Origin of the sequence: Rhodococcus sp. C-2, assembly GCF_027854095.1 — a bacterium.
GTDB classification, from domain to species: Bacteria; Actinomycetota; Actinomycetes; order Mycobacteriales; family Mycobacteriaceae; genus Rhodococcus_F; species Rhodococcus_F qingshengii.
In genome coordinates, this window is record NZ_JAQGFI010000015.1 from 163,789 (window position 1) to 187,641 (window position 23,853).

21 protein-coding genes are annotated in these 23,853 nt (G+C 60.9%); 11 read left to right on the forward strand and 10 right to left on the reverse strand.

Features of this window, described 5'->3' with window-relative positions:
* Nucleotides 1-11: 11 nt before the first annotated feature.
* A complete protein-coding gene (locus tag PCS43_RS28075) occupies nt 12-395 on the forward strand; it encodes a helix-turn-helix domain-containing protein (protein ID WP_143542652.1) in 384 nt (127 codons plus the stop codon).
* Here the strand turns inward: PCS43_RS28075 and PCS43_RS28080 are convergent.
* The 3 genes from PCS43_RS28080 to PCS43_RS28090 all read right to left on the reverse strand — a co-directional run bounded on the left by PCS43_RS28080 (nt 341) and on the right by PCS43_RS28090 (nt 4,767).
* On the reverse strand, nt 341-1,789 hold the full coding sequence (locus PCS43_RS28080) for a histidine-type phosphatase (RefSeq protein WP_209910734.1): 1,449 nt from the start codon (nt 1,787-1,789) through the stop codon (nt 341-343). The genes PCS43_RS28075 and PCS43_RS28080 overlap by 55 nt on opposite strands.
* 378 nt (nt 1,790-2,167) lie before the next feature.
* On the reverse strand, nt 2,168-3,817 hold the full coding sequence (locus PCS43_RS28085; protein WP_209910737.1) for a class I adenylate-forming enzyme family protein: 1,650 nt from the start codon (nt 3,815-3,817) through the stop codon (nt 2,168-2,170).
* Nucleotides 3,814-4,767: a cyclase family protein gene (locus PCS43_RS28090; protein WP_003943547.1), complete on the reverse strand. Its 954-nt coding sequence runs from the start codon at nt 4,765-4,767 to the stop codon at nt 3,814-3,816. Before PCS43_RS28090 ends, PCS43_RS28085 begins: the two co-directional genes overlap by 4 nt.
* A 163-nt stretch (nt 4,768-4,930) precedes the next feature.
* Between PCS43_RS28090 and PCS43_RS28095 the strand changes: the two genes are divergently transcribed.
* Nucleotides 4,931-5,809: a TetR family transcriptional regulator gene (locus PCS43_RS28095; RefSeq protein WP_230359344.1), complete on the forward strand. Its 879-nt coding sequence runs from the start codon at nt 4,931-4,933 to the stop codon at nt 5,807-5,809.
* Between the two features lie 46 nt (nt 5,810-5,855).
* Entirely contained in the window at nt 5,856-7,583 is a 1,728-nt protein-coding gene (locus PCS43_RS28100) for an oleate hydratase (RefSeq protein ID WP_270923143.1), read from the forward strand.
* A 7-nt stretch (nt 7,584-7,590) separates the two neighbouring features.
* On the opposite strand, the gene PCS43_RS28105 is transcribed toward PCS43_RS28100, so the two are convergent.
* Complete coding sequence (locus tag PCS43_RS28105) at nt 7,591-7,968, reverse strand: DUF5313 family protein (RefSeq protein WP_003943558.1); 378 nt, start codon at nt 7,966-7,968, stop codon at nt 7,591-7,593.
* A 30-nt stretch (nt 7,969-7,998) separates the two neighbouring features.
* Complete coding sequence (locus PCS43_RS28110) at nt 7,999-8,970, reverse strand: GlxA family transcriptional regulator (RefSeq protein ID WP_054827480.1); 972 nt, start codon at nt 8,968-8,970, stop codon at nt 7,999-8,001.
* A 71-nt stretch (nt 8,971-9,041) separates the two neighbouring features.
* Here PCS43_RS28110 and PCS43_RS28115 point away from each other — a divergent pair, with 71 nt between their 5' ends.
* The 3 genes from PCS43_RS28115 to PCS43_RS28125 all read left to right on the forward strand — a co-directional run bounded on the left by PCS43_RS28115 (nt 9,042) and on the right by PCS43_RS28125 (nt 12,437).
* Nucleotides 9,042-10,358, forward strand: a complete 1,317-nt coding sequence (locus tag PCS43_RS28115; RefSeq protein WP_209910743.1) for an MFS transporter — start codon at nt 9,042-9,044, stop codon at nt 10,356-10,358.
* 78 nt (nt 10,359-10,436) lie between these two features.
* Complete coding sequence (locus PCS43_RS28120; RefSeq protein WP_003943578.1) at nt 10,437-11,990, forward strand: succinic semialdehyde dehydrogenase; 1,554 nt, start codon at nt 10,437-10,439, stop codon at nt 11,988-11,990.
* 3 nt (nt 11,991-11,993) lie between these two features.
* Complete coding sequence (locus tag PCS43_RS28125; protein ID WP_030536658.1) at nt 11,994-12,437, forward strand: SRPBCC family protein; 444 nt, start codon at nt 11,994-11,996, stop codon at nt 12,435-12,437.
* 55 nt (nt 12,438-12,492) lie between these two features.
* Here PCS43_RS28125 and PCS43_RS28130 read toward each other — a convergent pair whose 3' ends face one another.
* Genes PCS43_RS28130 through PCS43_RS28140 form a run of 3 tightly spaced genes read right to left on the reverse strand, consistent with a single transcriptional unit; the run spans nt 12,493 to nt 15,381 of the window.
* Nucleotides 12,493-13,854, reverse strand: a complete 1,362-nt coding sequence (locus PCS43_RS28130) for an MFS transporter (RefSeq protein ID WP_007735867.1) — start codon at nt 13,852-13,854, stop codon at nt 12,493-12,495.
* 60 nt (nt 13,855-13,914) lie between these two features.
* Nucleotides 13,915-14,652 (reverse strand): SDR family NAD(P)-dependent oxidoreductase, encoded by a 738-nt coding sequence (locus PCS43_RS28135; RefSeq protein WP_003943612.1) that lies wholly within the window; start codon nt 14,650-14,652, stop codon nt 13,915-13,917.
* A gap of 15 nt (nt 14,653-14,667) precedes the next feature.
* Complete coding sequence (locus PCS43_RS28140) at nt 14,668-15,381, reverse strand: GntR family transcriptional regulator (RefSeq protein WP_003943535.1); 714 nt, start codon at nt 15,379-15,381, stop codon at nt 14,668-14,670.
* Between the two features lie 441 nt (nt 15,382-15,822).
* Between PCS43_RS28140 and PCS43_RS28145 the strand changes: the two genes are divergently transcribed.
* From PCS43_RS28145 to PCS43_RS28160, 4 genes are all read left to right on the forward strand, one after another.
* Nucleotides 15,823-18,003: an alpha-ketoacid dehydrogenase subunit alpha/beta gene (locus PCS43_RS28145; protein ID WP_003943588.1), complete on the forward strand. Its 2,181-nt coding sequence runs from the start codon at nt 15,823-15,825 to the stop codon at nt 18,001-18,003.
* Between the two features lie 62 nt (nt 18,004-18,065).
* Nucleotides 18,066-19,343, forward strand: coding sequence for a dihydrolipoamide acetyltransferase family protein (locus tag PCS43_RS28150; RefSeq protein ID WP_007735873.1), 1,278 nt, complete (start codon nt 18,066-18,068; stop codon nt 19,341-19,343).
* A 32-nt stretch (nt 19,344-19,375) separates the two neighbouring features.
* The gene (gene lpdA / locus PCS43_RS28155) at nt 19,376-20,776 is read left to right on the forward strand and encodes a dihydrolipoyl dehydrogenase (RefSeq protein ID WP_054188705.1); all 1,401 of its coding nucleotides are present in this window, start codon (nt 19,376-19,378) and stop codon (nt 20,774-20,776) included.
* A gap of 51 nt (nt 20,777-20,827) precedes the next feature.
* On the forward strand, nt 20,828-21,337 hold the full coding sequence (locus PCS43_RS28160; protein ID WP_065351736.1) for a VOC family protein: 510 nt from the start codon (nt 20,828-20,830) through the stop codon (nt 21,335-21,337).
* Here the strand turns inward: PCS43_RS28160 and PCS43_RS28165 are convergent.
* The gene (locus tag PCS43_RS28165) at nt 21,294-22,274 is read right to left on the reverse strand and encodes a proline dehydrogenase family protein (protein WP_209910746.1); all 981 of its coding nucleotides are present in this window, start codon (nt 22,272-22,274) and stop codon (nt 21,294-21,296) included. The two genes, PCS43_RS28160 and PCS43_RS28165, sit on opposite strands and share 44 nt — an antisense overlap.
* A 115-nt stretch (nt 22,275-22,389) precedes the next feature.
* On the opposite strand from PCS43_RS28165, the gene PCS43_RS28170 reads away from it, so the two are divergent.
* Entirely contained in the window at nt 22,390-22,794 is a 405-nt protein-coding gene (locus tag PCS43_RS28170) for a hypothetical protein (RefSeq protein ID WP_238565274.1), read from the forward strand.
* 9 nt (nt 22,795-22,803) lie between these two features.
* Here PCS43_RS28170 and PCS43_RS28175 read toward each other — a convergent pair whose 3' ends face one another.
* The gene (locus PCS43_RS28175; RefSeq protein WP_007735878.1) at nt 22,804-23,619 is read right to left on the reverse strand and encodes a siderophore-interacting protein; all 816 of its coding nucleotides are present in this window, start codon (nt 23,617-23,619) and stop codon (nt 22,804-22,806) included.
* Between the last annotated feature and the right edge of the window lie 234 nt (nt 23,620-23,853).

The following is a 23,853-nucleotide window of genomic DNA, read 5'->3' on the forward strand; positions in this document are numbered from 1 at the left end:
AAGGTGGCGACGTGAACGGGTCGAGCGCGCGTCAGTTGATGAGCCAGATGCTCGTCGAAAAACGAAACAGTCTTGCGCCCGAAATGGTCGGCATGCGCTGCGAGGGTGCTCGCCGAATGCACGGCCTCAGTCGGCGCGATGTCGCGCAGATTGCCGACATCAGTTTCAATCACTATCAGCGGCTGGAACAGGGTACGTCCGTTGGTGTTTCGGCTCCGGTCATCGTGAGGATCTGCGACGCCTTGTTGATGGAAGACGACGAGAAGGCGCGCATGCTGGCATTGCACCAGGTATGGGCGCGCCCTCGTCGACCGCTGGCTGGATCCCGAGTTGCCGGATCTCAGGCTGCCGGTGAAATCTCCGGCAGGCAGCGGGCCAGTTCGTCCGGCGTGTAGAAGAAACTCCCGGCGCTCACCGGAGCGCACGGGGCAGCAAATGCTGTCTCGCGCTCGTTGTAAAGCATTCGGACCAGACGCTTACCCTCCGGTCCGGCGTAGACGTCCCACTGCACGTTCGCAGCCATCGGGCTGACCTGTGATCCGCGCCAGGGGTTGTTCGCATAGGTGTAGAGGTCGCCCTCCGCCTGCGAGGCGGTGCTTCCCGGCAGTTTCAAGAGTGCTGCGAAGGGGATGATCGTTTCTGCGTGTGCAAACCGGAAATCCGCTCCCGGGACGGCGTCGTCGCCGGTATGTTTCTGCAGGCCGCGCAGGAACTCGTCGCGCAGGACAGTTGCCATCCGGTAGGTGACGTCTTCACCGGTGAAGCCCGGGCCCTTGGCGTAGAAGTCCTCGGCATCGTTCGTGTATGCGAGCCACTGCGCGTCAGCAGGTTCGATGAACCGCTCGAAATTCCACTTGCCTTCTTCGGCCATGCCCGGAGTGATGATGTACGTGTTGTACAGCATGTACGCGGCGTCGACTTCGTTGTCGATCGTGCTGGAACCCTTGCCACGGTCGACGAGTGAGAACTCGCCCGCACTCAGCCGGTTCACGAAGTCCTCCGAGTAGAGCCTGAGCATCATGTGCCGCGAGACCTCGCGGGTGCGGGGAAGATCGGCGATCTGGTCGTCGACGGCTTTCAGTCGAGGATCGGACTCTTCGTAGTCCTTGTAGTCGGCGTTTGCATCCGAGTCGTGGAAGTAGAGAAGGTCGGCATCCGTGGTCACCGGTGCAACATCGCCGGCGACGGCTGGAAACGCACCGGTCAGCCCTTGCGCGAAGTTCTCGGCGCTGTCCACGGCACGGTCCACACCCGACGAGGTCAAGGTGATGGTGCCCTGTTGCGCTGCGATGGCGTCGAACAGTTGGGGGAGGCGTTCAGTGACCCGCGCGCCGAGCTGTCTGTGTTCGGTGATCCCGCGTCCGCTGAGGTTGCCGTACCCCAGCTTCTTGTTGGCGGCCATGAGATCACGGAGGGCCGGGCCGAATTCCTTGCCGACGGGAGTCAATGCGTTCTCGGCTTCGGCGATTTCCCACAGCTGCAGGCTCAGGTCGTCGTACTTCAGGCTCGACAGTGCTCTGGAACCATGGCGCGCAACACTTTCCGTGTACACGGGGGAGTATCCCGTCGGCGGCGCCTGATAGTCGGCGATGCGCTGGCCGGGAGTGTAGGGCGTCTTGGACGTGAAGCCGCCGTCGCTGACGGTTGGTATCTCTGTCGAACCGGAGCTCGAACCGGCGTCGAGCGAACCGAACGGTGACGCCGTGGCGATGGACTGGACGCTGCTGGTGACAAGCACTAGTCCGACAGCGCCGGCAGCGGCCAGCACGCCGAAGCGTGAGCTTCGCATGGTGAGTTGATCCTCTCCGTCGGTGCCGAGGTGACACGACGGAAGGAAAGTTAGAACAGCTAAGCGTCCGAATTGCACCTACTTGCCCATGTGCAGATGGACGCGGGGTTACAAGTTTCGGATTCGCGAAGCTCAGGAGGGTTTGGCGGCAATCCCGATCGACACGGAGAGCGACAAAGCGATGAGGGTCATGGCCAGCCACTGGTAGCTCTTGGGCGTGGGCTGCTTCTTACGTCCGAACTTGCTCACTGATGTCTCCCGTTTGTCCGTGGGTACTCAGCACATATTACTGTTCCATTACCCCAATGGCGCGGTCGACCGGAAACTGTGCGCGATCAGACAGCAGGCGGACCGCGAAGTCCGCCCGCTGCCCCGCGATCAAGAGATCGTGCGCAGTTCCCGTCGCAGTATCTTGCCGGTGACGGTCTTGGGCAGTTCCTCCACCAGCACCACGGAGCGTGGGTACTTGTACGCCGCCATCCGCTGCTTGCAGTGATCGATCAGATCTTCCGGGGTGACGGACGCCCCCGCGACGAGGCTGACAAACGCCTTCACCGTCTCACCGCGGTATTCGTCGGCGATCCCGACGACTGCCGCCTCACGGACTGCGGGGTGCTCGGCAAGAACGTCCTCGACCTCGCGTGGCCACACCTTGTAGCCGGACGCGATGATCATGTCCTTCTTACGGTCGACGACGTAGAACCAGCCGGCTTCGTCCATGAACCCCACGTCGCCGGTGTGGAACCACCCGTCGCGAATGGCCGACGCACTCTCCTCCGGCTTGTTCCAGTAACCGCGCACCACCTGTGGACCTCGGACGACCAGTTCGCCGATCTCTCCGATCGGCAGGACCGCACCGCCCTCGTCTTCGATGCGGACCACGGTGTTGGGTACGGGAACGCCGACAGACAGCGCTCCGGATGTGGGGTCGACCGGCGTATCCGCACCAACGGGAACGGCATGGGTCGGCGACGTGGTCTCGGTCAGCCCGTAGATGTTGTGCAGCGCAGCACCGGTCATGGCGCGGACGGCCTCGGCGGCAGTCGGCGAGATGGGTGCGCCGCCGGAGTAGAGCAACCGCATGGAGGTGAAGTCTTCGGGCGCGCATCCCGGAGTGTTGAGCAGTGCGGTGAACGCAGTGATGGCGCCGACTGTGAATGTCGGTTGGTGCTCACGAATCGCGTCGAGCATCACCTCGGGGTGGAAGCGATAGGCCAGCACCAGCGGCATTCTCGCCAGGACGGACACCGCGATGTGACCGATCAACCCCGTGATGTGGAAGAGCGGTGCAACTCCGAGAACCGTGTCTTTCGGGGTGAGCCCCAGCCAGTCCCGGTAGACCTGGGCGTTGAAGGTCATATTCGCGTGAGAGGTCATCGCTCCCTTCGGCGGACCCGTGGTTCCCGACGTATACGTCAGTACCGCAATGTCTTCCGGTGCAGCGTCAGTGGTGATCGGATCGCCGAGACGATGTTCGTCGATCAGCGTCGCAAGATCGTCGGTACCGAGATCCTTCTTGACGATTCCGTCGAAAATCCTCGGATCGTTGCGACTTTGATACTCGAGTTCCGAGGTGGTGATAACTCGCCTGACCGGCGAGTCGGAGACGACATTGCGGCCGACGGACTCGTAGAGCCCCTCGAGAGCGATCAGAACCGCTGCTCCGGAATCTTCGAGTTGGTATCCCAGTTCTCGTTCACGGCTCATGGGATTGATCGAGACTGCGACGCCGCCGGCTTTCCAGATTCCGGCGAGCGCAAGCACGAACTGCGGAACGTTCTGGAGGAACAGAGCGACGCGGTCACCCTTCACCAGTCCACAGGCTCGGAGTGCTCGGGCCAGGGCGTCACTCTGCTGATCCAGTTCAGCGAAACTGAGTTGATCGTCGAAGTACTTCACAGCCGTGGCGTCCGGATCAGAGCGGACCGCCGCTGCCAACATTTCGAGCATCGTGGGGTGTTCGACGTCGATGTCGGGGGGAACGTCGTTGCGGTACAACGCCAACCAAGGGCGATCTTCGTATGTCATTTGATGGCAACCGGATTCACGGGAGAGCCGCTGGCCTTGGCAACCTTGAGTGGTGCGGCGACGTACAGGAACGTGTACTGGCCGTCGGACGCGCAGTCCGCGGCCAGCTTCTCCAGATCGCAGATCTCGGTGAACACCACACCGAGGTTGCGCATCAATGCGTTGTGGAGAACCAGTGCCACACCGTTTTCGGGGTCGGTGGTGACCTCGTTAGCAATGGTGTCGGTGACGAGGTTCGGAATCTCCATGTCCTGGAACCACTGGACGAGTTCGGGGCTGTAGATCAAGCCGGGCTCGCAGAAGCCCTCGTAGAAGGCTTCGCCCTGGTCGAAGAACAGCTTGAGGAAGTTGGTGCGGATGACGAGAATGTCACGCTTCTCGATGGTGACGCCCTGCGCTTCGGCACAGGCCAAAAGATCATGGTGCGTGAAGGTTTCGGCCTTGTCGAGGTTCTCCTTGCCGCGGAACTTCGCCATGTCGAGAAGTACTGCGCGTCCGACGACGCCACGGTCGGCAATCGGTTCGACGCTGGCCTTCTCGAGGCCGCCGACAGTCGTGTCAGCGGAGTATCCGTTCCACAGCGCGCCGTCGTACCAGACGTGGCCGAGTGCGTCGTACTGCGTCGAACCCTGGAGGAAAGCGTCGATCTTGTCGTCCGCGTAATGCAGACCGCCGGGGAAGTTGGGTGCGTCGTCGCCGTCCCAGCTGCTCTCGTCGAAGATCTGTGTGCGCTCGGCAGGGCTGCGTCCCGGCCACACCGGATCACCCTTGGGGTCGCCGATGAGCCGTTGAAGCGTGAACACGGAACCCTGCTTGATGGTTCCGACGCCACGAAGCACCTGTCCGGCGTCGAGGTAGTTCAGTGAACCGACCTCGTCGGACTCTCCCCACTTGCCCCAGTTGCTGGGCGCGTCGCGCAGGAGTTCTCCAAGATATGGCGCCTCGGTCATGGTGATTCGATCCTCTCGCTACCGACACCGAACGATCGCTCGGGCGGACCTGGGTCTTTGTGATCCACATCATGTTCAGGCCGATAATCAGTAGTCAACAGGTTCACCGATTGCCGTGGTCATCGCATTGTTGGAAATCCAATGTTCGGGAATACTGAACACTGTGACCGAATTCGAGAATGCCGTCCTGATCGGAGCGTCGATCCGGCAAGCGCGGCGTCACAGTGGGCTCTCGCTGCGTGAATTGGCCAGGCGTCTCGATGTCAGCCCGGCTACCCTCAGCGCTGTCGAGACCGGAAAGACCAGAGTCAGCGTCGACCGGTTGGCGGCAATCGGCGGGATTCTCGGAGTGCGTTTCGACGCTCTGCTCCCGGCTGCGATAGTGCGTCCGCCGGAACAGCCGCGATGGGGAGGCGACGACGCCGACCAGGACGCACATTCTCGGCCGAACGAGTGGCGAAGGTTCGGCCCGAGTCCGTTCGATCCGGTGTTGGCGGCCGCGCTCGCGGAGATGGTGAAGACCGGATATCACGGCGCTGCGATGCGTGAGATCGCCAAACGTGCGCAGATGAGTGTTCCAGGTCTGTACCACCACTATTCCAGCAAGCAGCAGATGTTGGCCGAAATTCTCGACCTCACCATGGATGAACTCAACACGAGATCGTTGGCGGCAATCGACGAGGGCGAAAGTCCCTCCGAAAGGCTGGCTTTCCTCGTCGAATGTGTGACCTTGTTCCATATCTATCGGCGTGATCAAGGATTTCTCGGTGCCAGCGAAATGCGCAGTCTCACAGCCGAGAACAGGTTGCGCATCACGGAATCACGCAACTACCAGCAATGGTTGATGACGAAGCAGGTCGACGACGGAATCGCTGCCGGTGTGTTCGGGACGGATCGGCCGCGACAGGCCGCGCGTGCAATAGTCGTGATGTGTGTCTCTGTCGCGCAATGGTATCGGCCGAGTGGGCCGCAAACGCCCGAGGAAATTGCACGCGACTACGCGCGTTTTGCACTGGATCTGGTGCGCCTTCAGCGACCGTGACGGACGTCATCCGGTTCGGGTGATGCGCCAGCGGGCAAAGGGGTCCATGCTTGGAAGGTATCCGTACCGCGACTCGAGTAAGGAACGAAACCCAATGTCTTCCAAGCTGTCTCACAAGGCCTACATGATCGGTGCCGGCATCGGAAACCTCTCGGCTGCCGTCTATTTGATTCGAGACGGTGAGTGGAGCGGTGAGGACATCACCATCATGGGGCTGGACATGCATGGAGCGAACGACGGCGAATCTGCCGCTACCTTCCAGCACCAGTACGGTCATCGCGAGCTGGGCAACGACACGGGCTTCATCAATCGTGGCGGTCGCATGCTCAACGAGGAGACTTGTGAGAACCTCTGGGACGTGCTGAGTGTGGTTCCGTCGCTGGACAACCCGGGAAAATCGGTGACGGATGACATTCTCGATTTCGACCACGCGCATCCAACGCACGACGTCGCACGATTGATCGATCGCGACGGCATTCGCAACAAGGGTGAAAACGACTACAAGCACATGCAATTCGACAACAAGGATCGGTACTTGTTGACGAAGCTGATGACGATGCCGGAGTCGGACGAGGCAAAACTCGACGACATCAGTATCGAGCAGTGGTTCGAGGACACTCCGCACTTCTTCACCACCAACTTCTGGTACATGTGGGAGACCACATTTGCTTTCAAGCGGGTGAGTTCGGCGATGGAGCTGCGCCGGTACATGAACCGAATGATTCTCGAGTTCAGTCGCATTCAAACTCTTGCCGGTGTCACCAGATCCCCGTACAACCAGTACGAGAGCATCATCTTGCCGATGCGGGCCTTCCTCGAAGGCAAGGGCGTGAAGTTCGTCAACGAACTGAAGATCACGGAGTTCGTGTTCAAGGACACCCCGCTACGAGACGAGATCACCGTGACGGGACTCGATTACGAAAACGTCCGCACCGGTGAGAAGGGCCGAATCGACGTGGCGGAGGGCGATTTCGTCTTCGACACCAACGGCAGCATCACCGACAGTTCTTCGATCGGCGATCTCGACACCCCGATCGTCGAAGACATGAGATACGCACCGAGTGCGCTGCTGTGGAAGCAGGCCACCGAGCATTTCTACGATCTCGGGAATCCCGACAAGTTCTTCGGGGACCGGGCGCAGAGTGAGTGGACCAGCTTCACCGTCACCACTTCGTCACACGAGCTCATCAACGAGATTTCCCGAATCACCAAGCAGCTCCCCGGAAATGCGCTCAACACATTCGTGGACTCGAACGTGCTTCTCTCGATCGTGGTCCACCATCAGCCGCACTACCACGCGCAGAAGGAGAACGAAGGAGTCTTCTGGGGTTACTGTCTGTTCCCGCGCAAGGACGGCGACTACGTGAAGAAGCCGTTCATCGAGATGACCGGGCGGGAAATGCTGGAAGAGACGCTCGGTCACCTCGAGGCGCTCGACGAGAGCGGTGCGCTCGCCGCGCGTCGACAAGAGATTATGGACAGCGTCGTGAATTCGATTCCCAGCCATATGCCTTACGCCAGTGCGCTGTTCAATCGGCGCGCCGTCGGCGACCGGCCGCTGGTGGTGCCGAAGCACTCCAAGAACCTGGCGTTCATCAGTCAGTTCGCGGAGCTGCCGTTCGACATGGTGTTCACCGAGCAGTACTCGGTGCGCTGCGCTCAGGTAGCCGTCTACAAGTTCCTGGGGATTCCAGAAGACAAGCTCACCAAGATGCATCACTACGAGAAGGATCCGAAGGTCCTCGCCAAGGCCGCAGTGACGATGTTCCGCTGAGGGGTGCTCAGCGACCGTGCCGCTTCTCGTAGTCCTCGCGAGTGCGATCGGCACGGCGCTGGGCCTTCTCGTCGAGCAGTTCGGGATCGAGTCCGTGGCTCAGCAGGCGGTGACGGCGGTAGATGGTCCCGAGCGCCACGACGAAGTACGCGAGCGGGATGAGCAACAAGGCCATCATGGCCAAGGGAATCCAGATCGGTCCCGGGATCAAGAGGAACAGCAGAAGGATCAGCGTCGCCGGCACGGTGAAGCGGATGATGTAGCGGGCCTGGGCGCCCGGGCCGACGAGATCGTTCCGTACCCAGTCCTGATACCGGTCGGGGAGCGTCTTCCCCAGGAGGTATCCGCAGTACTGAGGAAAGTTCGGGCGAGTCTGTTCGGCCATGGCATCCAGGATAGTGCCTGGTACTGCCGCTTACACCGGTGCCTTGAACGTGCGTCGGTAGGCGCTCGGTGAAACGCCGAGGGCCTCGTTCATGTGTTGACGCATGGATGTCGCAGTCCCGAAGCCGGTTCGAGCAGCAATCGCATCGATCGACAGATCGGATTCCTCCAGTAGTTCCCGCGCCCGATCGACGCGTCTGCTGGTCAACCAGCGGTTCGGTGTGGTTCCGACTTCGTCGCGGAATCGACGGCTGAACGTGCGGACGCTCATGTTGGCGCGCGTCGCCAGGTCCGCCAGGGTGATCGGGTCGTCGAGATGTTCGAGGGCCCAGTGCCGAGCGTCGGCAGTCGATTCCGAAGGCTTGTCGGCCAGGGGGCGTCGGATGTACTGAGCTTGGCCACCGTCGCGCCACGGCGGTACGACGCAACGCCTCGCGACGGTGTTCGCCACTTCCATGCCGTGGTCACGCCTGACGATATGCAGGCAGAGGTCGACTCCCGACGCCACCCCGGCCGAGGTCAGGATGTGGCCTTCGTCGACGAACAGCACGTCCGGATCCACGTTCACCTTGGGATAGACACGCTGGAAATGGTCGGTGTTGCGCCAGTGCGTCGTGGCGCGGAGTCCGTCGAGCAAACCCGCCGCGGCGAGGATGTACGAACCGGTGCAGATCGAGACCAGCCGAGTGCCCGGCTGGATGTGTTGGAAAGCTGCGGCCAACTCGGGGGAGAGGTAGCCGTCTTCGTAGGCCGGACCCAACTCGTACGACGCGGGGATGACGACGGTGTCGGCGGTGGCGAGCAACTCGCTCCCGTGGTCGACCGAGATGCTGAAGTCTGCGTCGGTCTGCACGGGATTGCCGTCGACGGTGCACGTCAGGATCTCGTACAGCGGCCGATCCTCGACGTCGAGGGCACGTCCGAAGATGCGCGCCGGGATGCCGAGTTCGAAGGGGATGACTCCATTCAGAGCCAGTACGACGACGCGATGCGGACCAGACATGGCTTGATTCTTTCATATATTGGCAATCTGGCCACTGTTCTCGATCGAATCCGAACTGCAGAATTCTCTCTGTGACTTCTGAGACCGCTCTCCCCGAATCAGGCCAACAGCAGGTGAGCCCGCCGCGCTTTCACCGCGCCTGGTCCGTCGCGATCGTGGCATTCCTGGCGTTGGTCGGTGCGGCGAGCTTCCGCGCTGCCCCATCGGTGCTGATCGATCCGCTGCACGAAGATTTCGGGTGGTCGCGCGCCAGCATCTCGGCGGCCGTCTCGGTCAACCTGATTCTGTACGGGTTGACCTCGCCGTTCGCTGCTGCCTTGATGGAGAGGTTCGGTATCCGGGCGGTCGTCACCTCGGCGTTGGCGCTCATCTCGCTCGGCAGTGGTCTCACCATCTTCATGACCTCGAGTTGGCAGCTCATTCTGCTGTGGGGTGTCTTCGTCGGTCTCGGTACCGGTTCGATGGCGCTGGCGTTTGTCGCCACCGTCGTCGATCGCTGGTTCGTCGAGAAGCGTGGTCTCGTGACCGGCATCCTGACGGCCGGTGGTGCTGCCGGTCAGCTGGTGTTCCTTCCGGTCCTGGCGAAGATCGCCGAAACGTACGACTGGAAGAGCGTCGCCTTCACAGTTTCGTTTGCCGCACTGGCCGTTGTGCCGTTCGTTCTGCTGTTCCTGCGTAACTATCCGTCAGACGTGGGTACGACGCCTTACGGAGCGCCCGCCGATTACGCCCCACCAGCCAAGCCTGTCTACCAGCGCGGCGGTGCCGGAGGCCGGGCGATCTCGGTGCTGGTGATGGCGTCGAAGACCAAGGTGTTCTGGCTTCTCGCCGGTACCTTCGCGATCTGCGGCGCGAGCACCAACGGCCTGATCGGCACGCACTTCGTCCCGGCGTCGCACGACCACGGAATGCCGATCACGACGGCCGCGTCCCTCTTGGCGTTGATCGGAATCCTCGACATGGTCGGCACCATTGCTTCGGGTTGGTTCACCGACCGGATGGACTCGCGAAAACTTCTCGGCATCTACTACCTGTTCCGCGGAATCTCGCTGCTCTTCCTGCCGCTGCTGCTCGCGAACACCGTGAATCCACCGATGATCGCGTTTGTCATCTTCTACGGGCTCGACTGGGTGGCGACGGTTCCGCCGACCGTCGCGCTGTGCCGTCAACACTTCGGCGCCGACGCCCCCATCGTGTTCGGTTGGGTGCTGGCATCGCACCAGATCGGTGCGGGTCTGGTGGCCTTCTTGGCCGGTCTCGTTCGTGATCAGATCGGCTCGTACGACGCTGCCTTCTTGGTGGCCGGCGCGCTCTGCGCGATCGCTGCAGTCATGTCGTTGTTGATCGCAAAACGTCCGAAAGAGGCAGTATTGATTGACTCTGTCTGATTCGGCACTGTGATCGGTACCACCGACGGGGTAAGTTGTGTGTAACTCCAAGAACTACTCACCAGTAGGGGTACTGAAATGCCTGCTCCGTCCGCTGCGACCTTCTCGCGGCTCGCCGATCTGATCGCCATCGACAATGTTGCCGATCGCCCGACGAAGTCCATCACCGAGGTGTTCACCGGCAAGGAGCTGGCGACCATCCCCGTCGGCACCGCCGACGACGCACTTGCGGCCATCGCCCGTGCCCGCGTCGCCCAGAAGGAATGGGCCAAGCGCTCCGTCCTCGATCGCGCCGCCGTCTTCCACCGCTACCGCGATCTCATCCTCGAGAACCGCGACGCCCTCATGGACATGGCTCAGGCCGAGACCGGAAAGTCGCGTACCGCAGCTCAGGAAGAAGTCCTCGACATCTCGATGACGTCGCGGCACTACGCACGTGTGGCTCCGAAGCTGCTGCGTCCGCGTCGCGTCTCCGGCATGCTCCCGGGCCTGACGAAGACCGTCGTCCGCTACCAGCCCAAGGGTGTCGTCGGCGTCATCTCGCCGTGGAACTACCCGATGACGCTGGCCGTGTCCGACGCCATCGCCGCGCTGCTCGCCGGTAACGCCGTTGTCCTCAAGCCGGACAGCCAGACGCCGTACTGCGCGCTCGCCTGCGTCGAACTGCTCTACAAGGCGGGTCTGCCTCGCGACCTCTTCGCCGTGGTTCCCGGGCCGGGCTCCGTCGTCGGCACCGCCCTGGTTGAGAACACCGACTACCTCATGTTCACCGGTTCCACCGCGACCGGTCAGCTCCTCGCCGAGCAGGCCGGCCGTCGACTGATCGGCTTCTCCGCCGAACTCGGTGGCAAGAACCCGATGATCGTCGCGGCCGGCGCAGACCTGCGCGAGGTCACCGACGCCGCTGTGCGTGCGTGCTTCTCCAACTCCGGTCAGCTGTGCATCTCCATCGAGCGCATCTACGTCGAAGAGTCCATCGCACCCGAGTTCATCCGCATGTTCGGTGACCGCGTCAAGAAGATGAACCTCGCCGCCGGATACGAATTCGGAATCGAGATGGGCAGCCTCGTCTCCGAGGCGCAGGTCAAGGCAATCTCCGCTCATGTCGACGACGCAGTGGTCAAGGGCGCCACCGTCATTGCCGGTGGCAAGGCTCGGCCGGACATCGGACCGCTGTTCTACGAGCCCACCCTGCTCACCGGGGTTCCCGAAGACGCCGAGTGCTACCGCGACGAGACCTTCGGGCCGCTCGTCTCGATCTACCCCGTCAAGGACGTCGAAGAGGCCATCGCTGCGGCCAACGACACCGAGTACGGCCTCAACGCCAGTGTGTGGGCGGGAAGCAAGGCTGCCGGTGAAGCCATCGCAGCGCGCATCCACGCCGGCACCGTCAACGTCGACGAGGGTTACGCACCGACCTGGGGCAGCACCGCAGCACCGATGGGCGGTATGGGTGTCTCGGGCGTCGGTCGTCGTCACGGCGCCGAGGGGCTGATCAAGTACACCGAACCGCAGACCGTTGCCACCACTCGCGTCATGAATCTCGGTGGACCGCGCGGACTTCCGGCCAAGGTGTGGGCAAAGCTCATGCCTCACGCCATCAAGATCATGTCCTGGGTTCCGGGCCGGTAACGGGTGGAAACCGCCAGCGCGTACATCGAGGCAACGCCGGTATCGGTGTGGAAGGTTGTCAGCGACATCGAAGGTATGGGTCGCTTCAGTCCTGAAAATACCGGTGGAACATGGACTTCCGGAACTCCGGGCACTGTGGGTGCAAAGTTCAAGGGCACCAACAAGCATGGTCTGATTCGGTGGAGCACGCACTGCACGGTGGTCGACGTGGTCGACTGCCGGAGGTTCTCCTTCGAATCGGACGAGCCGAAAGCGCGGTGGACCTATGTGCTCGAGCCTTCGGGAACGGGCACCGTGCTTACCGAGACTCGTGAGATCTATGCGACGCCTGCGCTTTACGTGCGCATGATGTCGGGTAGCGGCCTACTCGGTCGGGGTCGAGATCAGCTGATGCAGACCGGAATGGAAACTACTCTGGCGCGCATCAAGGCGTTTCTGGAGAGCTAGAAACTTACACAAGTGGGGCTGCACTCGATTCGAGTGCAGCCCCACTTCTTTGTCTCTATCGGTTCGACAGCTCGCCGATGTCGGAAGTCGACACCCGATTCTCGCTCTTGCCGGCATTGCGGAAAGGCATGCCGACCGTACTGAGGTCGATTCCCTTGGTCTCCTTCATGATCAGTGCGGCAACGAGGGAGAGCAGGCACAGCGCTCCTACGTATACCGAGAACACCCATCCGAGATCTCGCGAGGTCAACCAGGTGTTCAGGTATGGCGCCGTACCGCCGAAGATCGCAACGGACAGCGAGGTGGCGAAGCCGACTCCCATCGCACGTGCACGGGTCGGGACGAGTTCGGACATGAGCGCCGGATACATCGCGGACGCGCAGCACCACACCGCCAATCCCATCGCCTGCGTCACGAACAAGGTCCACGGCTGGGCGGTCAGGATAGCCGCGATCGGTAGTACGAGCACGGCGCCGGAAATGCCGAAGGCTGCCGCCATGGTACGCCGACCGTACTTGTCCGAGAGATGGCCCGAGAGTGGAAGCAGTGCCAGCACAACGAGTTGGGCAAGCAAGCTTGCAATGAAGGCTCCGTTGGGATCCATTCCCTTGGCTGAAATTGCGTACGCTGACGCGAAGGTGGCCCAAGTGTAGTAGGCCGCGTTCTGCCCAGCAGACAACATGAGGATCAGCACGCCGATCTTGACAATGTCCTTTCGTGCGATCGGAGGTGCCGAAGCTGCAGAATCCGAATTCTCCTCGAAGTGAGGCGATTCCGATGCCGCACGACGCAAGAACAATGCGTACAAGCCGAGTACGGCCCCGATGGCGAAAGCAATTCGCCATCCGTATCTGCTCATGTCGTCTTTTCCGAGGATCCCCGTCAGCAACGCTGCGACGAGAGTCGCCAGCATTACTCCGAAGGTGACAGCTGTGAATACCGAACTGCCCCAGAGCCCTCGGCGATCTCGAGGCGAGATCTCACCGACGTAGGTGTAGGACACGCCGGCCTCCCCTCCATGGGCGAGGCCCTGCGTCAGTCGTGCAATCAAGAGCGCGAACGACGCCCACACCCCAATGCTCTCGTAGCTCGGGATCAATGCAATTGCCAGGCTTGCCACGGCCATCAGGCACATCGTGAGCACCATCGTGAATTTTCGACCCTTGCGGTCCGCCAGGCGCCCGAAGACAAGGCCACCGAACGGCCGCGCCACGAATCCGACTGCGAACACCGCCAGTGTCGACAGCAGGGCAGAAGTGGGATCGCTGTCATCGAAGAAGTTCGACGCCAGGTATGTCGAGAAGATTGCGTACAGAGTCCAATCGAACCATTCGAGGATGTTTCCGGACACGGCTGCCCGGAGCGAACGGGCGCGATCTAGTTCGGGGGTTTGTTCAGGAGGTGCAGAGCTGTTCATGTGAGCCTTCTCGAGATGTCAGTATGTTTGTCGTTCAACAAGTTCGCTGGATATGGGCGTTCAGCCCATATGGAGTCCGCCGTTCACATGAATCACTTCGCCGTGCACGAAACTCGCGGCTGGACTGCACAAGAATCCGACCACGGAAGCAACCTCGGCGGCGCGGCCGAATCGACCCATCGGCGTCGAACGGATGAGGTGGTCGTTTTGGCTGTTGACCAAATTTGCAGTCATCGGTGTTTCGATGATGCCGGGCGATACTGCATTGACTCGGATCGATCCGCCCAGTTCCCAAGCGAGACTGCGAGTGAACGCGAGTAGTCCGCCTTTTGACGCCGCGTAGTGAGCGTGATTTCGACTGCCGCGATGGCCTGCCATGGACGTCAGATTGACGATCGAGCCGCCGTCACGCATCACCGGAATGGCGGCGCGTGTCAAATACATTGCCCCGTCGAGGTTGATGGACATGACCGTCCGCCATTGCTGGTCGGTCATCAACTCCACCGACTGTTCGGGATAGATCCCCGCAGCGACGATCAGGTGGTCGATCCCCCCGAAGTGCCTTTGCGCAACCGCAATGAAGTGATCATTGCTTTCAGGTGAAGCAGCATCGAGTTCGGTTGTTGCTATACGATTTCCGTCTGGATCCAGGGAAGCTCTGATCGCGGAGAGTGCTTGTGTATCCAGGTCGCCGAGTACCAGATTCGCCCCTGCTGCGTACATCTGCTCCGATACCTGCCTGGCGATTCCGCCTGCGGCTCCGGATATTGCAATGGTGCGATCGGTGAAGTCGTACAAGTCGCTTTCCTTTGATCAGCGCACCTTCGACGAACCTCCCCGCGAAGAATCAGGATTGGTGCTGTCGAAAAGTTCGGGGTGCTTTGTTAATTCGGTTCTGGTTCTTCGTATGTGGCCGGTCAGGCACCGTTCGGCATCGATCTCGTCTTTGCGCACGATGGCTTCGATCAGTAAGCGATGTTCGTAGTTGATGACCCAGGTTCGATCGGGACCCGTCAGACGGGCATATGCCCGACGGTAATGCTGAGTCGTATTCCAAAACCGCGTCACCATAGTTATCAACTGAGGAATTTCGCAACCGCTGTAAGTGAGTAGATGCAACTCCCGGTCCAGTACCAGGAATCGGTCTACGTCCTCGTTGGCTTCGATCTCGTCCTGGATACTCCAGAGTCGATCATGCACACTGCTGTTCAGATGCGGGATGCTCTCCGCCAGCGCCATGGGCTCGATACGTTCGCGAATGCGATATACGAAATCGCATTCCTGCATATCCATCGAGGACACCCACGCGCCACTGTTCGCCTTCAATTCGACCAGGCCTTCGGATTCGAGCATGCGCAGCGCTTCTCGCACCGGTAGTCGACTCGCGCCGAGTCGTTCGGCTATCTCTTCCTGGCGGATTCGAACTCCAGGGAGTAGGCGTCCGGAAAGTATGTCTTCGCGGATGTGGGCAGCGATGCGGTGGCTCGCGACCGTGGTGGGGCCGTTCGCAGAATCGGCTTCGGACAACGGTGCTCCTCGAGGTGGGGGACGGGCGCAGTTCAGCTCGGCCACGGATCGAGCGGGTGCCGGAGTTCATTGTTCACTGCGGACATGCGTGACGGTGCTCGGGATGATCCGTGTCGCGAATTGGATCCAATTGTGCCTGTTCGCATGGTTGACCGCGGTTGCGATCTGGCCTGAATGCTTCACCGTTTTGGATCCAATCACTCTATTTTTCATGCCGGATAAAAGTCTCAGCACGTATGTTGCGGGGTGTTGGCCCTGTTCGTCAAGTGGGACAAGCCACATTTGTGGTCGATCGAGACTTGGGCAGGTTTGCGAATGGATCCATTCGATGGCAATGTGAGGCCCAACACGGAAAGTGGACCGCCCTGCGCGAGTCCCTCCGCGCTGTCCAGACGTGCTGCCAAAGCTTGGCCGTCCAAAGGCCTGATCCGGAGACTGACTATGACCACGCACAAGAAACTCACCGCAGCATCACCATGGGTGGAACTGGCAACATCGAACAAGGACTGGGATGCCGCCGCCCCGTCGCTTCTCGCCACGATGCTGGCTCAGACAATCTTGATCCGATCCTTCGAGGAATACGTCCTGGAGTTGGCGGGGAAGGGACTGATTCACGGTCCAGCCCACTCCAGCATCGGACAAGAGGGTGGGGCTGTGGGGTCGATCGTCGGCCTCACATCCGCCGACTCCATCAACGGTTCCCACCGCGGACATCATCAGTTCCTTGCCAAGGCGCTGGCCCACGTGGCTGTCGACGGTTTGGATCCGACCGCTGAACTTTCGCCAGAGGTCCGAACCGTACTGACCCGCAGCCTCGCAGAGATCTGTGGTCTGTCGCGCGGCTACTGCCGTGGTCGTGGCGGGTCCATGCACCTGCAGTGGAAAGAAGCCGGCGCGATGGGTACGAATGCGATCGTCGGAGGCGGGGTACCGCAAGCTGCAGGTTTCGCCTGGGCGCACCGTCAGGCTGGAACCGATGCGGTCGCAGTTACCTACTTCGGCGATGGCGCGGTCAACATCGGTTCGGTACTCGAATCGTTCAATCTGGCAGCAGCATGGGATCTTCCGATCTGCTTCTTCATCGAGAACAACCAGTATGCGGTCTCCACGCATGTCGCGGAAGCGACCGGTGAACCGCGATTGTCGGCACGCGGGCTCGGGTTCAACATTCCTAGTTGGAAGGTTGACGGTATGGACCCGCTTGCGGTCCACCTCGCGATGCAGGAGGCCCTCACCCACATGCGTTCGGGTAAGGGCCCCACGATCATCGAAGCGGATGTCTATCGCTTCTTTCACCAGAACGGCCCATTCCCGGGCAGCGCTTTCGGCTATCGCACGAAGGACGAAGAAAAGGCCTGGAAAAAGCGCGATCCGCTTCGCCTTCTCACCGATCAAGTGGTCCGTCGGAAGCTGCTGACGGAAGCCGACGTAGCCGAGGCGGTCGCGCAAGCCTCCCGAGTAATGCAGGAGATCGGTGGCGAGCTGCTGGAAACAGTGCCAGGGGGCAAGCCTGGCGAGGTCAGAATCAAGACATCGGAATGGCCGGACGTGAACTTCGTCGATGTCGGGATACGTGGTGATCTCAGTGAGTTCGAGGGTGTCCGATTCGTCGAGCCAGAGGAGTTCGGCGGCGAGATGGCCGATCGGAAGTTCATCGACGTCGTGGCGGAGGTGATGGACCGTCGCATGGACGCCGACAGCTCCATCGTCGTGATGGGTGAGGACATCCATCGCTTGAAGGGCGGAACGAACGGCGCTACAAAAGGATTGGCTGATCGATACCCGGGCAGAGTGCTCGGCACTCCGATCAGTGAGAATGCGTTCGCAGGCCTCGGTGGCGGAATCGCATTGGACGGACGGTACAAACCAGTCGTCGAATTCATGTACGCCGATTTCATGTGGGTGGCAGCCGACCAGATCTTCAATCAGATCGGCAAGGCGCGACATATGTTCGGAGGGGACAGCAACGTGCCCTTCGTATTGCGCAGCAAGGTCGCTATGGGGACCGGCTACGGCTCGCAACATTCCATGGACCCTGCCGGCGTGTTTGCAACTGCCCCGGGATGGCGCATCGTCGCACCGTCCACGCCGTACGACTACATCGGCTTGATGAACAGCGCTTTGCAATGCAACGACCCGGTGGTGGTCATCGAGCACGTAGACCTATATGGCACGAGCGGCCAGGCGCCGACCGATGACTACGACTACTTCCTGCCGGTCGGGAAGGCCGCAGTGCGTCGGCGCGGAAGCGATCTCACGATCATTTCCTACCTGTCGATGGTGGGGCATTGCCTCGAGGCAGTGGATGAAATCGGGACAGTCGATGCCGAGGTCATCGATCTCCGTTGGCTCGACCAAGCGAGTATCGACTGGGACACCATTGGCGAAAGCATCAGAAAGACCAACAACGTGGTCATCGCTGAGCAAGGAGCATACGGAACGTCGTACGGCGGCTGGCTCAGTGATGAAATCCAGCGCCGATTCTTCGATTGGCTTGATCAGCCCATCCAGCGAGTGACGGGGTCTGAGGCATCGCCGAGCATCAGCAAAGTGCTCGAACGTGCGGCAATTGCACAGACGGATGAAGTGGTCGAAGCGTTGAAGAGGATCACTCGATCGTGAAGCGACCGAACCGAACCCACTCACCCTCATCGGCAGAAATTCTCTAGGAGCAATCAACCGCCATGGCGACATTACTGCGCATGCCAGAGGTGGCAGCCGGAGCTACCACCGTAATCCTCTCCGAGTGGCCGCTTGCTGTCGATTCGGAATTCGATGTCGACGAACCGTTGGCCGTTCTCGAAACGGACAAAGCGACGGTTGAGATCGAGGCCGAGTCCGCGGGTGTACTTGTACACACATTCGTCGAACCAGGGACATCCGTCGAGGTCGGTGCACCGATCGCCGTCCTCGCTGATCGGGGCGAAGTCGTGAAGGATATTGCGGCATTGCTGGCCGAGTTCGGGGTCCGTGATGCCCATGGGCGCTCTGCCAAGCCTGAAACATCCACTGCTGTAGACGAACCCGACGGTTCGTCGTCTCCGACCGTGCTGGGCGAGAAAGTGGCCGATGAGGGGGCGCCGCGAATTTTCGCGAGTCCCTTGGCGCGACGCCTAGCGGAATCGGCAGGGCTGAACCTCGGTGACATCGTGGGATCGGGCCCGAACGGACGCGTCGTACGTAACGATGTCGATGCCGCAATAGCAGCAAAGACCGCTTCGGCACAGGCCGTCGCAGTGAAAGATGCTGGTGTGAAGGGCGCTGGTGTCAAAGGCCATGGCTCTGCCTTCACGGACACACCGCACACCAGACTTCGTCGTGCAATTGCTGCTCGGCTGACATCGAGTAAGCAGACACAGCCCCATTTCTACATCTCTGGTTCTGCGCGGGTCGATGCGTTGCTGGAGGCGCGCAGGCAGCTCAACGAAGTCAGCGCTTCCAAGGTGTCGGTCAACGATCTGTTGATCAAAGCGATGGCGAAGGCGCATACGCTGGTGCCGGAGATGAACTCGATCTGGGTCGAAGACGCAGTGAGAACCTTTGCCGAGGTGGATATTTCGATCGCGATAGATTCCGATCGCGGGTTGCTTACTCCCGTTCTGCGCGGGGTCGACGCCATGTCCATTTCCGAAATTGCCAGCGCTACAAAAGATTTAGTAGCGAGAGCAGGTGCAGGGAAGATTCGGCAGGACGAACTCGAAGGTGGGTCGACGACGATCTCGAACCTCGGGATGTTCGGGGTCGAGGAATTTTCGGCCATAATCAACCCTCCTCAATCGTCGATTCTTGCAATTGGAGCAGCGACCGAGCAGCCCGTTGTCGTGGCGGGACGGCTGGAGGTCGGGACGGTCCTGCGAGTGATTCTCTCGGTTGATCATCGTCCGATCGACGGGGCGATCGCCGCGAAGTGGATGAAGCATTTCACCACAGTTCTCGAGAACCCGATCCAGATCTTCGGCTGAGCAGACATCGCGAGAAAGTGGGAGGCACAGGTATGAATTCACACTACGACGTGGTCGTACTCGGAGCTGGGCCCGGTGGCTACGTTGCGGCCATCAGGGCCGCGCACCTGGGGCTCTCCACTGCTGTGGTCGAGGAAAAGTACTGGGGTGGCGTATGTCTGAACGTCGGATGCATTCCGTCGAAGGCACTGCTACGGCACGCGGAGATTGCGCACCTGGTGACCGACGGAGCCTCGATGTTCGGAATCGAAGGTGTCACTTCGGTTGACTTCGGGGTTGCGTTCGACCGCAGTCGATCTGTTGCGGACGGCCGAACCAAGGGCGTCAATTACCTGATGAAGAAGAACGGTATTCGGCAGTACAACGGTCGCGGCGTATTCCGTGGACCGAATACCCTCGAGGTATCGGGTGGCGATTCCGCGACGATAACTTTCGACAACGTGATTATCGCCAGTGGAGCAGAGCCACGGCTACTTCCAGGCACGACTCGCAGCGACAATGTAGTCACGTATGAGGAGCAGATTCTCACTCGCGAGCTGCCGAAGAGCGTGGTCATCGCCGGTGCAGGAGCGATCGGTGTGGAATTCGCCTATGTCCTGAACAGTTTCGGAGTTGACGTCACGCTGGTCGAGTACGCAGAGCGGATCCTTCCGCTGGAAGATGCGGATGTATCTGCCGAACTGTCGAAGCGATACAAGAAATCCGGGATCACGATTCTGGTTTCCACTTCGGTGGAGGAGATCGTCGATTCGGGTGGACAGGTCAAGGTAGTAGTGAGGCAGGGTGGCGAGGCGCGAACGCTGCTCACGGACAAGGTGATCCAAGCGATCGGATTTGTTCCGCGGACCGACGGCTACGGCCTCGAGACGACAGGCGTCGAACTGACCGAGCGAGGAGCCGTGATGGTCGACGAGTACATGCGTACTTCAGTGCCCGGAATCTTCGCAATCGGCGACGTCACCGCACAGTTGATGCTCGCTCACGTCGCAGAGGCCCAGGGCGTGGTCGCGGCTGAGACGATTGCCTGCGTAGACACCGTCCCTGTCGACTACCCGATGATTCCCCGCGCAACTTTCTGCCAACCCCAAGTTGCCAGCTTCGGATGGACGGAGCAGCAAGCGAGGGACAAGGCCGGCACCATGGGCTGGGATGTCAAGGTGGCTACCTTTCCGTTCAGTGCCAACGGCAAGGCGCATGGTCTAGGGGACGCTGTCGGGTTCGTGAAGCTGATCAGCGACGATACGTACGGTGAGTTGCTCGGTGGACATCTGATCGGACCGGAAGTGACCGAGTTGTTGCCAGAGTTGACGCTCGCTCAGAAATTCGAACTGACAGTTGAAGACCTCGTACGCAACGTTCACGCTCACCCAACACTGAGTGAGGCGCTGCAGGAGGCTTTCCACGGGCTTGCCGGACACATGATCAATCTGTGAACGGACTGATGTTGAATTGGTCCGATAACCGAACCGAACGAGGAGTGGCAAGTGATAGGCGTCAAGGCAGACTCGCTCCCTGAGCCCCTGCGGGGAAACCCGGTGGCACAGATCGCCATGATTGTGCCTGATCTGGAATCGGCCGTTGCACTGTGGAGCGGCATTCTCGGCCGAGACGATTGGTCGATCTACACGTATGGGCCCGACAACGTTCCGGAGTTGAGCTACCGAGGTGAGGAAGGACGGTTCGGCATGCGCTTGGCTTTTGTCGGTGTCGGTCCCCAAATCGAGCTGATCGAACTCCTCGAAGGCCCCAGCTCGTACCACGAATGGCATTCGAGTCACGGTTTCGGATTGCACCATCTGGGTTTTGTCGTCCCGTCGATCAAGGACGCGATGATCGAAATGGCGGAACACGACCTCGATTTGATTCAGTCGGGGTACGGCTATGGGGCGAACGGGGACGGAGGTTTTGCGTACTACGACACTCAGGATTCGGTCGGCGCGATTGTCGAGCTCATCGAGGTTCCATCGATCCGACGACCATCCGAGGTTCTGTAGAAGCCGCGTCGATCAGCGCGGTGTAGACACGCTCCGGCTCTTCGGCGATGCGATTGAGTACGTACAGCCACCACTGTGTTCCGAAGATGACGTATTCGCGTGTGGTGAAGCCCGCTCCTCGGAGTGCGTCCAGTTGCTCGGTACCGAGGCCGAGCAGCATCTCGAACTCGACGTGCTCGCCTCTGAGCTTCGAATCATGCTCGGCGCGTAGTGCTTCGAGGATGTCGCGGTCATGTGTCGCGATGGAGACCTGGTGACCCGAGTCGACGATCCGGGCTGCGTAGTCGAGATACGCGCTGCGCAGTTCGGCACTACCGCGTGGGTAGGCGACGGACTCGGCTTCGAGGAAGGCGCCCTTCACGAGACGGATGCGACCGGGTCGGTTCAGCAGAGCGGCGAGATCCTTTGCCGTGCGGTGCAGTCGGGCCTGAACGGTGATCCCCACGTGAGTGAACCGCTCGGCCAGTCGCGCGTGCATGTCGAGGACCAGGTCGGTGCGGTCGGACGCTTCGGCAGAGATGATCAGCTCGGCACCTGCGCGTTCCGTGGTCTCGGCCAGGCGCACGACATTACGAAAGCACTGCTCCGGATCGATGACCAAGCCGATGTGCGAGAGGTCGAACGACACGGTGCTGTCGACGCCCGACGTTCCGATCCGTTCCGCCAATTCCACGAACACATCGGTTTCGGCGTTCGCGAGTTCGGGATCCCGGACGCTTTCCCCGGTGTATTCGATGCTCGCCTTGTGTCCTCGCGCGAAGATCGAGGGGAGTCGGTCGAAAGCGTCGTCGATGGTTTCGCCGCCGATGTAGCGAGCGGCGACTTTCCGTGCGAGTGCTGCCGTCGCAGCGTCCGCCATGGTGCGTTCTTTCAGGGATTCGTCGAGTGCGAGGCGGCGTAGGACGTCCGCGGCCTGGGCTTGTAGATCCGTGTTCACGGCTTCAGCGTATCCGGACGAGGGTGCGGGAATTGTTCTACGAACCCTTGCGTTCGATCTATTGTCGATATATCGTCGATACGTCAAACAAACACAGCCAGTCCAGGAGGACAACATGTACGCCCCACACAACAACCCAGAAATGCAAGAACGTCGCGAGCATGGCCGCCGAGGCCCGCATCGTGGACACGGTTTCCGTCGAGGATTCGAGGGCGAGCGACCCGAGGGTCGCTTCGAAGACCGAGCAGAAGGACGCCCCGAAGGCCGGCGCGGTCGACTTGACCAGCGCGGACACGGTCGGCCGGGTTTCGGTGAAGCCGGCGCAGCGCTCCGTCCCGCGGTGGGCCTACTCCGAGGTGCCGCTGTCGCGGTAGCCGCAGGTGGGACCGCTGAGCAGGTAGCCAAGGCCGAGGCAATTCTCGCCGAGGCACGCCGAGCACTGTTCGAGATGCTGGCGGAAAAGCCGGCTGACGCGCAGCAGGCTCACACAGAATCTACCGACACGCTGCCGGCAGAGTGATCACGGCGCTCAGGCGCCGACGGTGACTTCCTCGCTGTTCATGCCGGAAACGTGGCCGTCGGCGCCCTCTCGCCAGTACCCGACAACATTGTGTTTGTCGCGAGCTATTCCTCGAACTTCCCTCAGATGCTTACGAATACGACGGCTGGTTGCGCTTTCGCACGCCACCCACGCGTAGATGTCGGCCGATTCGGATTCGGGAAACTCGACCTTCTCCACAGCCTCGAACAGTGCGCTCGGCGCCTTTCCGAGGCCACTCCCCACGAGCCACGTGTACGTGACGTCGCCGCGAGTGACAAATTCCTGTCGATCCTCTTCGGTTTCGACCTCGATGATCGCCTGTGCGACATCGCCTTCACGAAGTTCTTCGACAATCCTGCCCAGTCCGGGGAGACCCGTGGCGTCTGCGACCAGCAGCTGCCAGCGAGGACCCGCCGGTGCTTGGTAGTGGGACCGCGAACTGTCCGACCAGAAGACGCCTAGTAGGTGACCTGGTTCGGCCCGCAGGGCCCAATCCGCTGCAATACCGCCAGGGTGCACGACGAAGTCGATGTCCAGACGTCGGCCGCCGTCGTGCACCTTGCGCACGGTGTAGTGCCGCCACGGTGGCTCGGTTCCGAGATCGGCCTTGCCGTAGTCGGGATTGTTGAAGTAGTCGTATTCTGCTTCTGTTTCACCGGGTTTCGGGAACGCGAGGTCGATGCGCTCGTCGCCCTGCCCGCCGGTCGGCCAGTGCCAGTCGCCTTCTGCCTCGATGCTGATTCGCCGCATGTGCGGGGTCAGGGACGTGACGGTGACAACGCGGGCGGGTTCGCAGAAAGACATGCCTCGACCCTATGGGTCCGGCGTGTCGAAGTGGAGACAGATGCTGTCGCAAGACGGACATCGAGCGCAGCCGAAAAGGCCAGCGCATGTAACGGGGCATGATTCTTCCCCGGTGCATACGCTGGCATTTTCAGTTATGTCGGTTCACGCCGCTGTGGGTGGGCTGTTCCCGCCGATCGGCTGCTGGAACGGATCGATCGACATCGGTGGATAGAACACCGATTTCCGATCCGG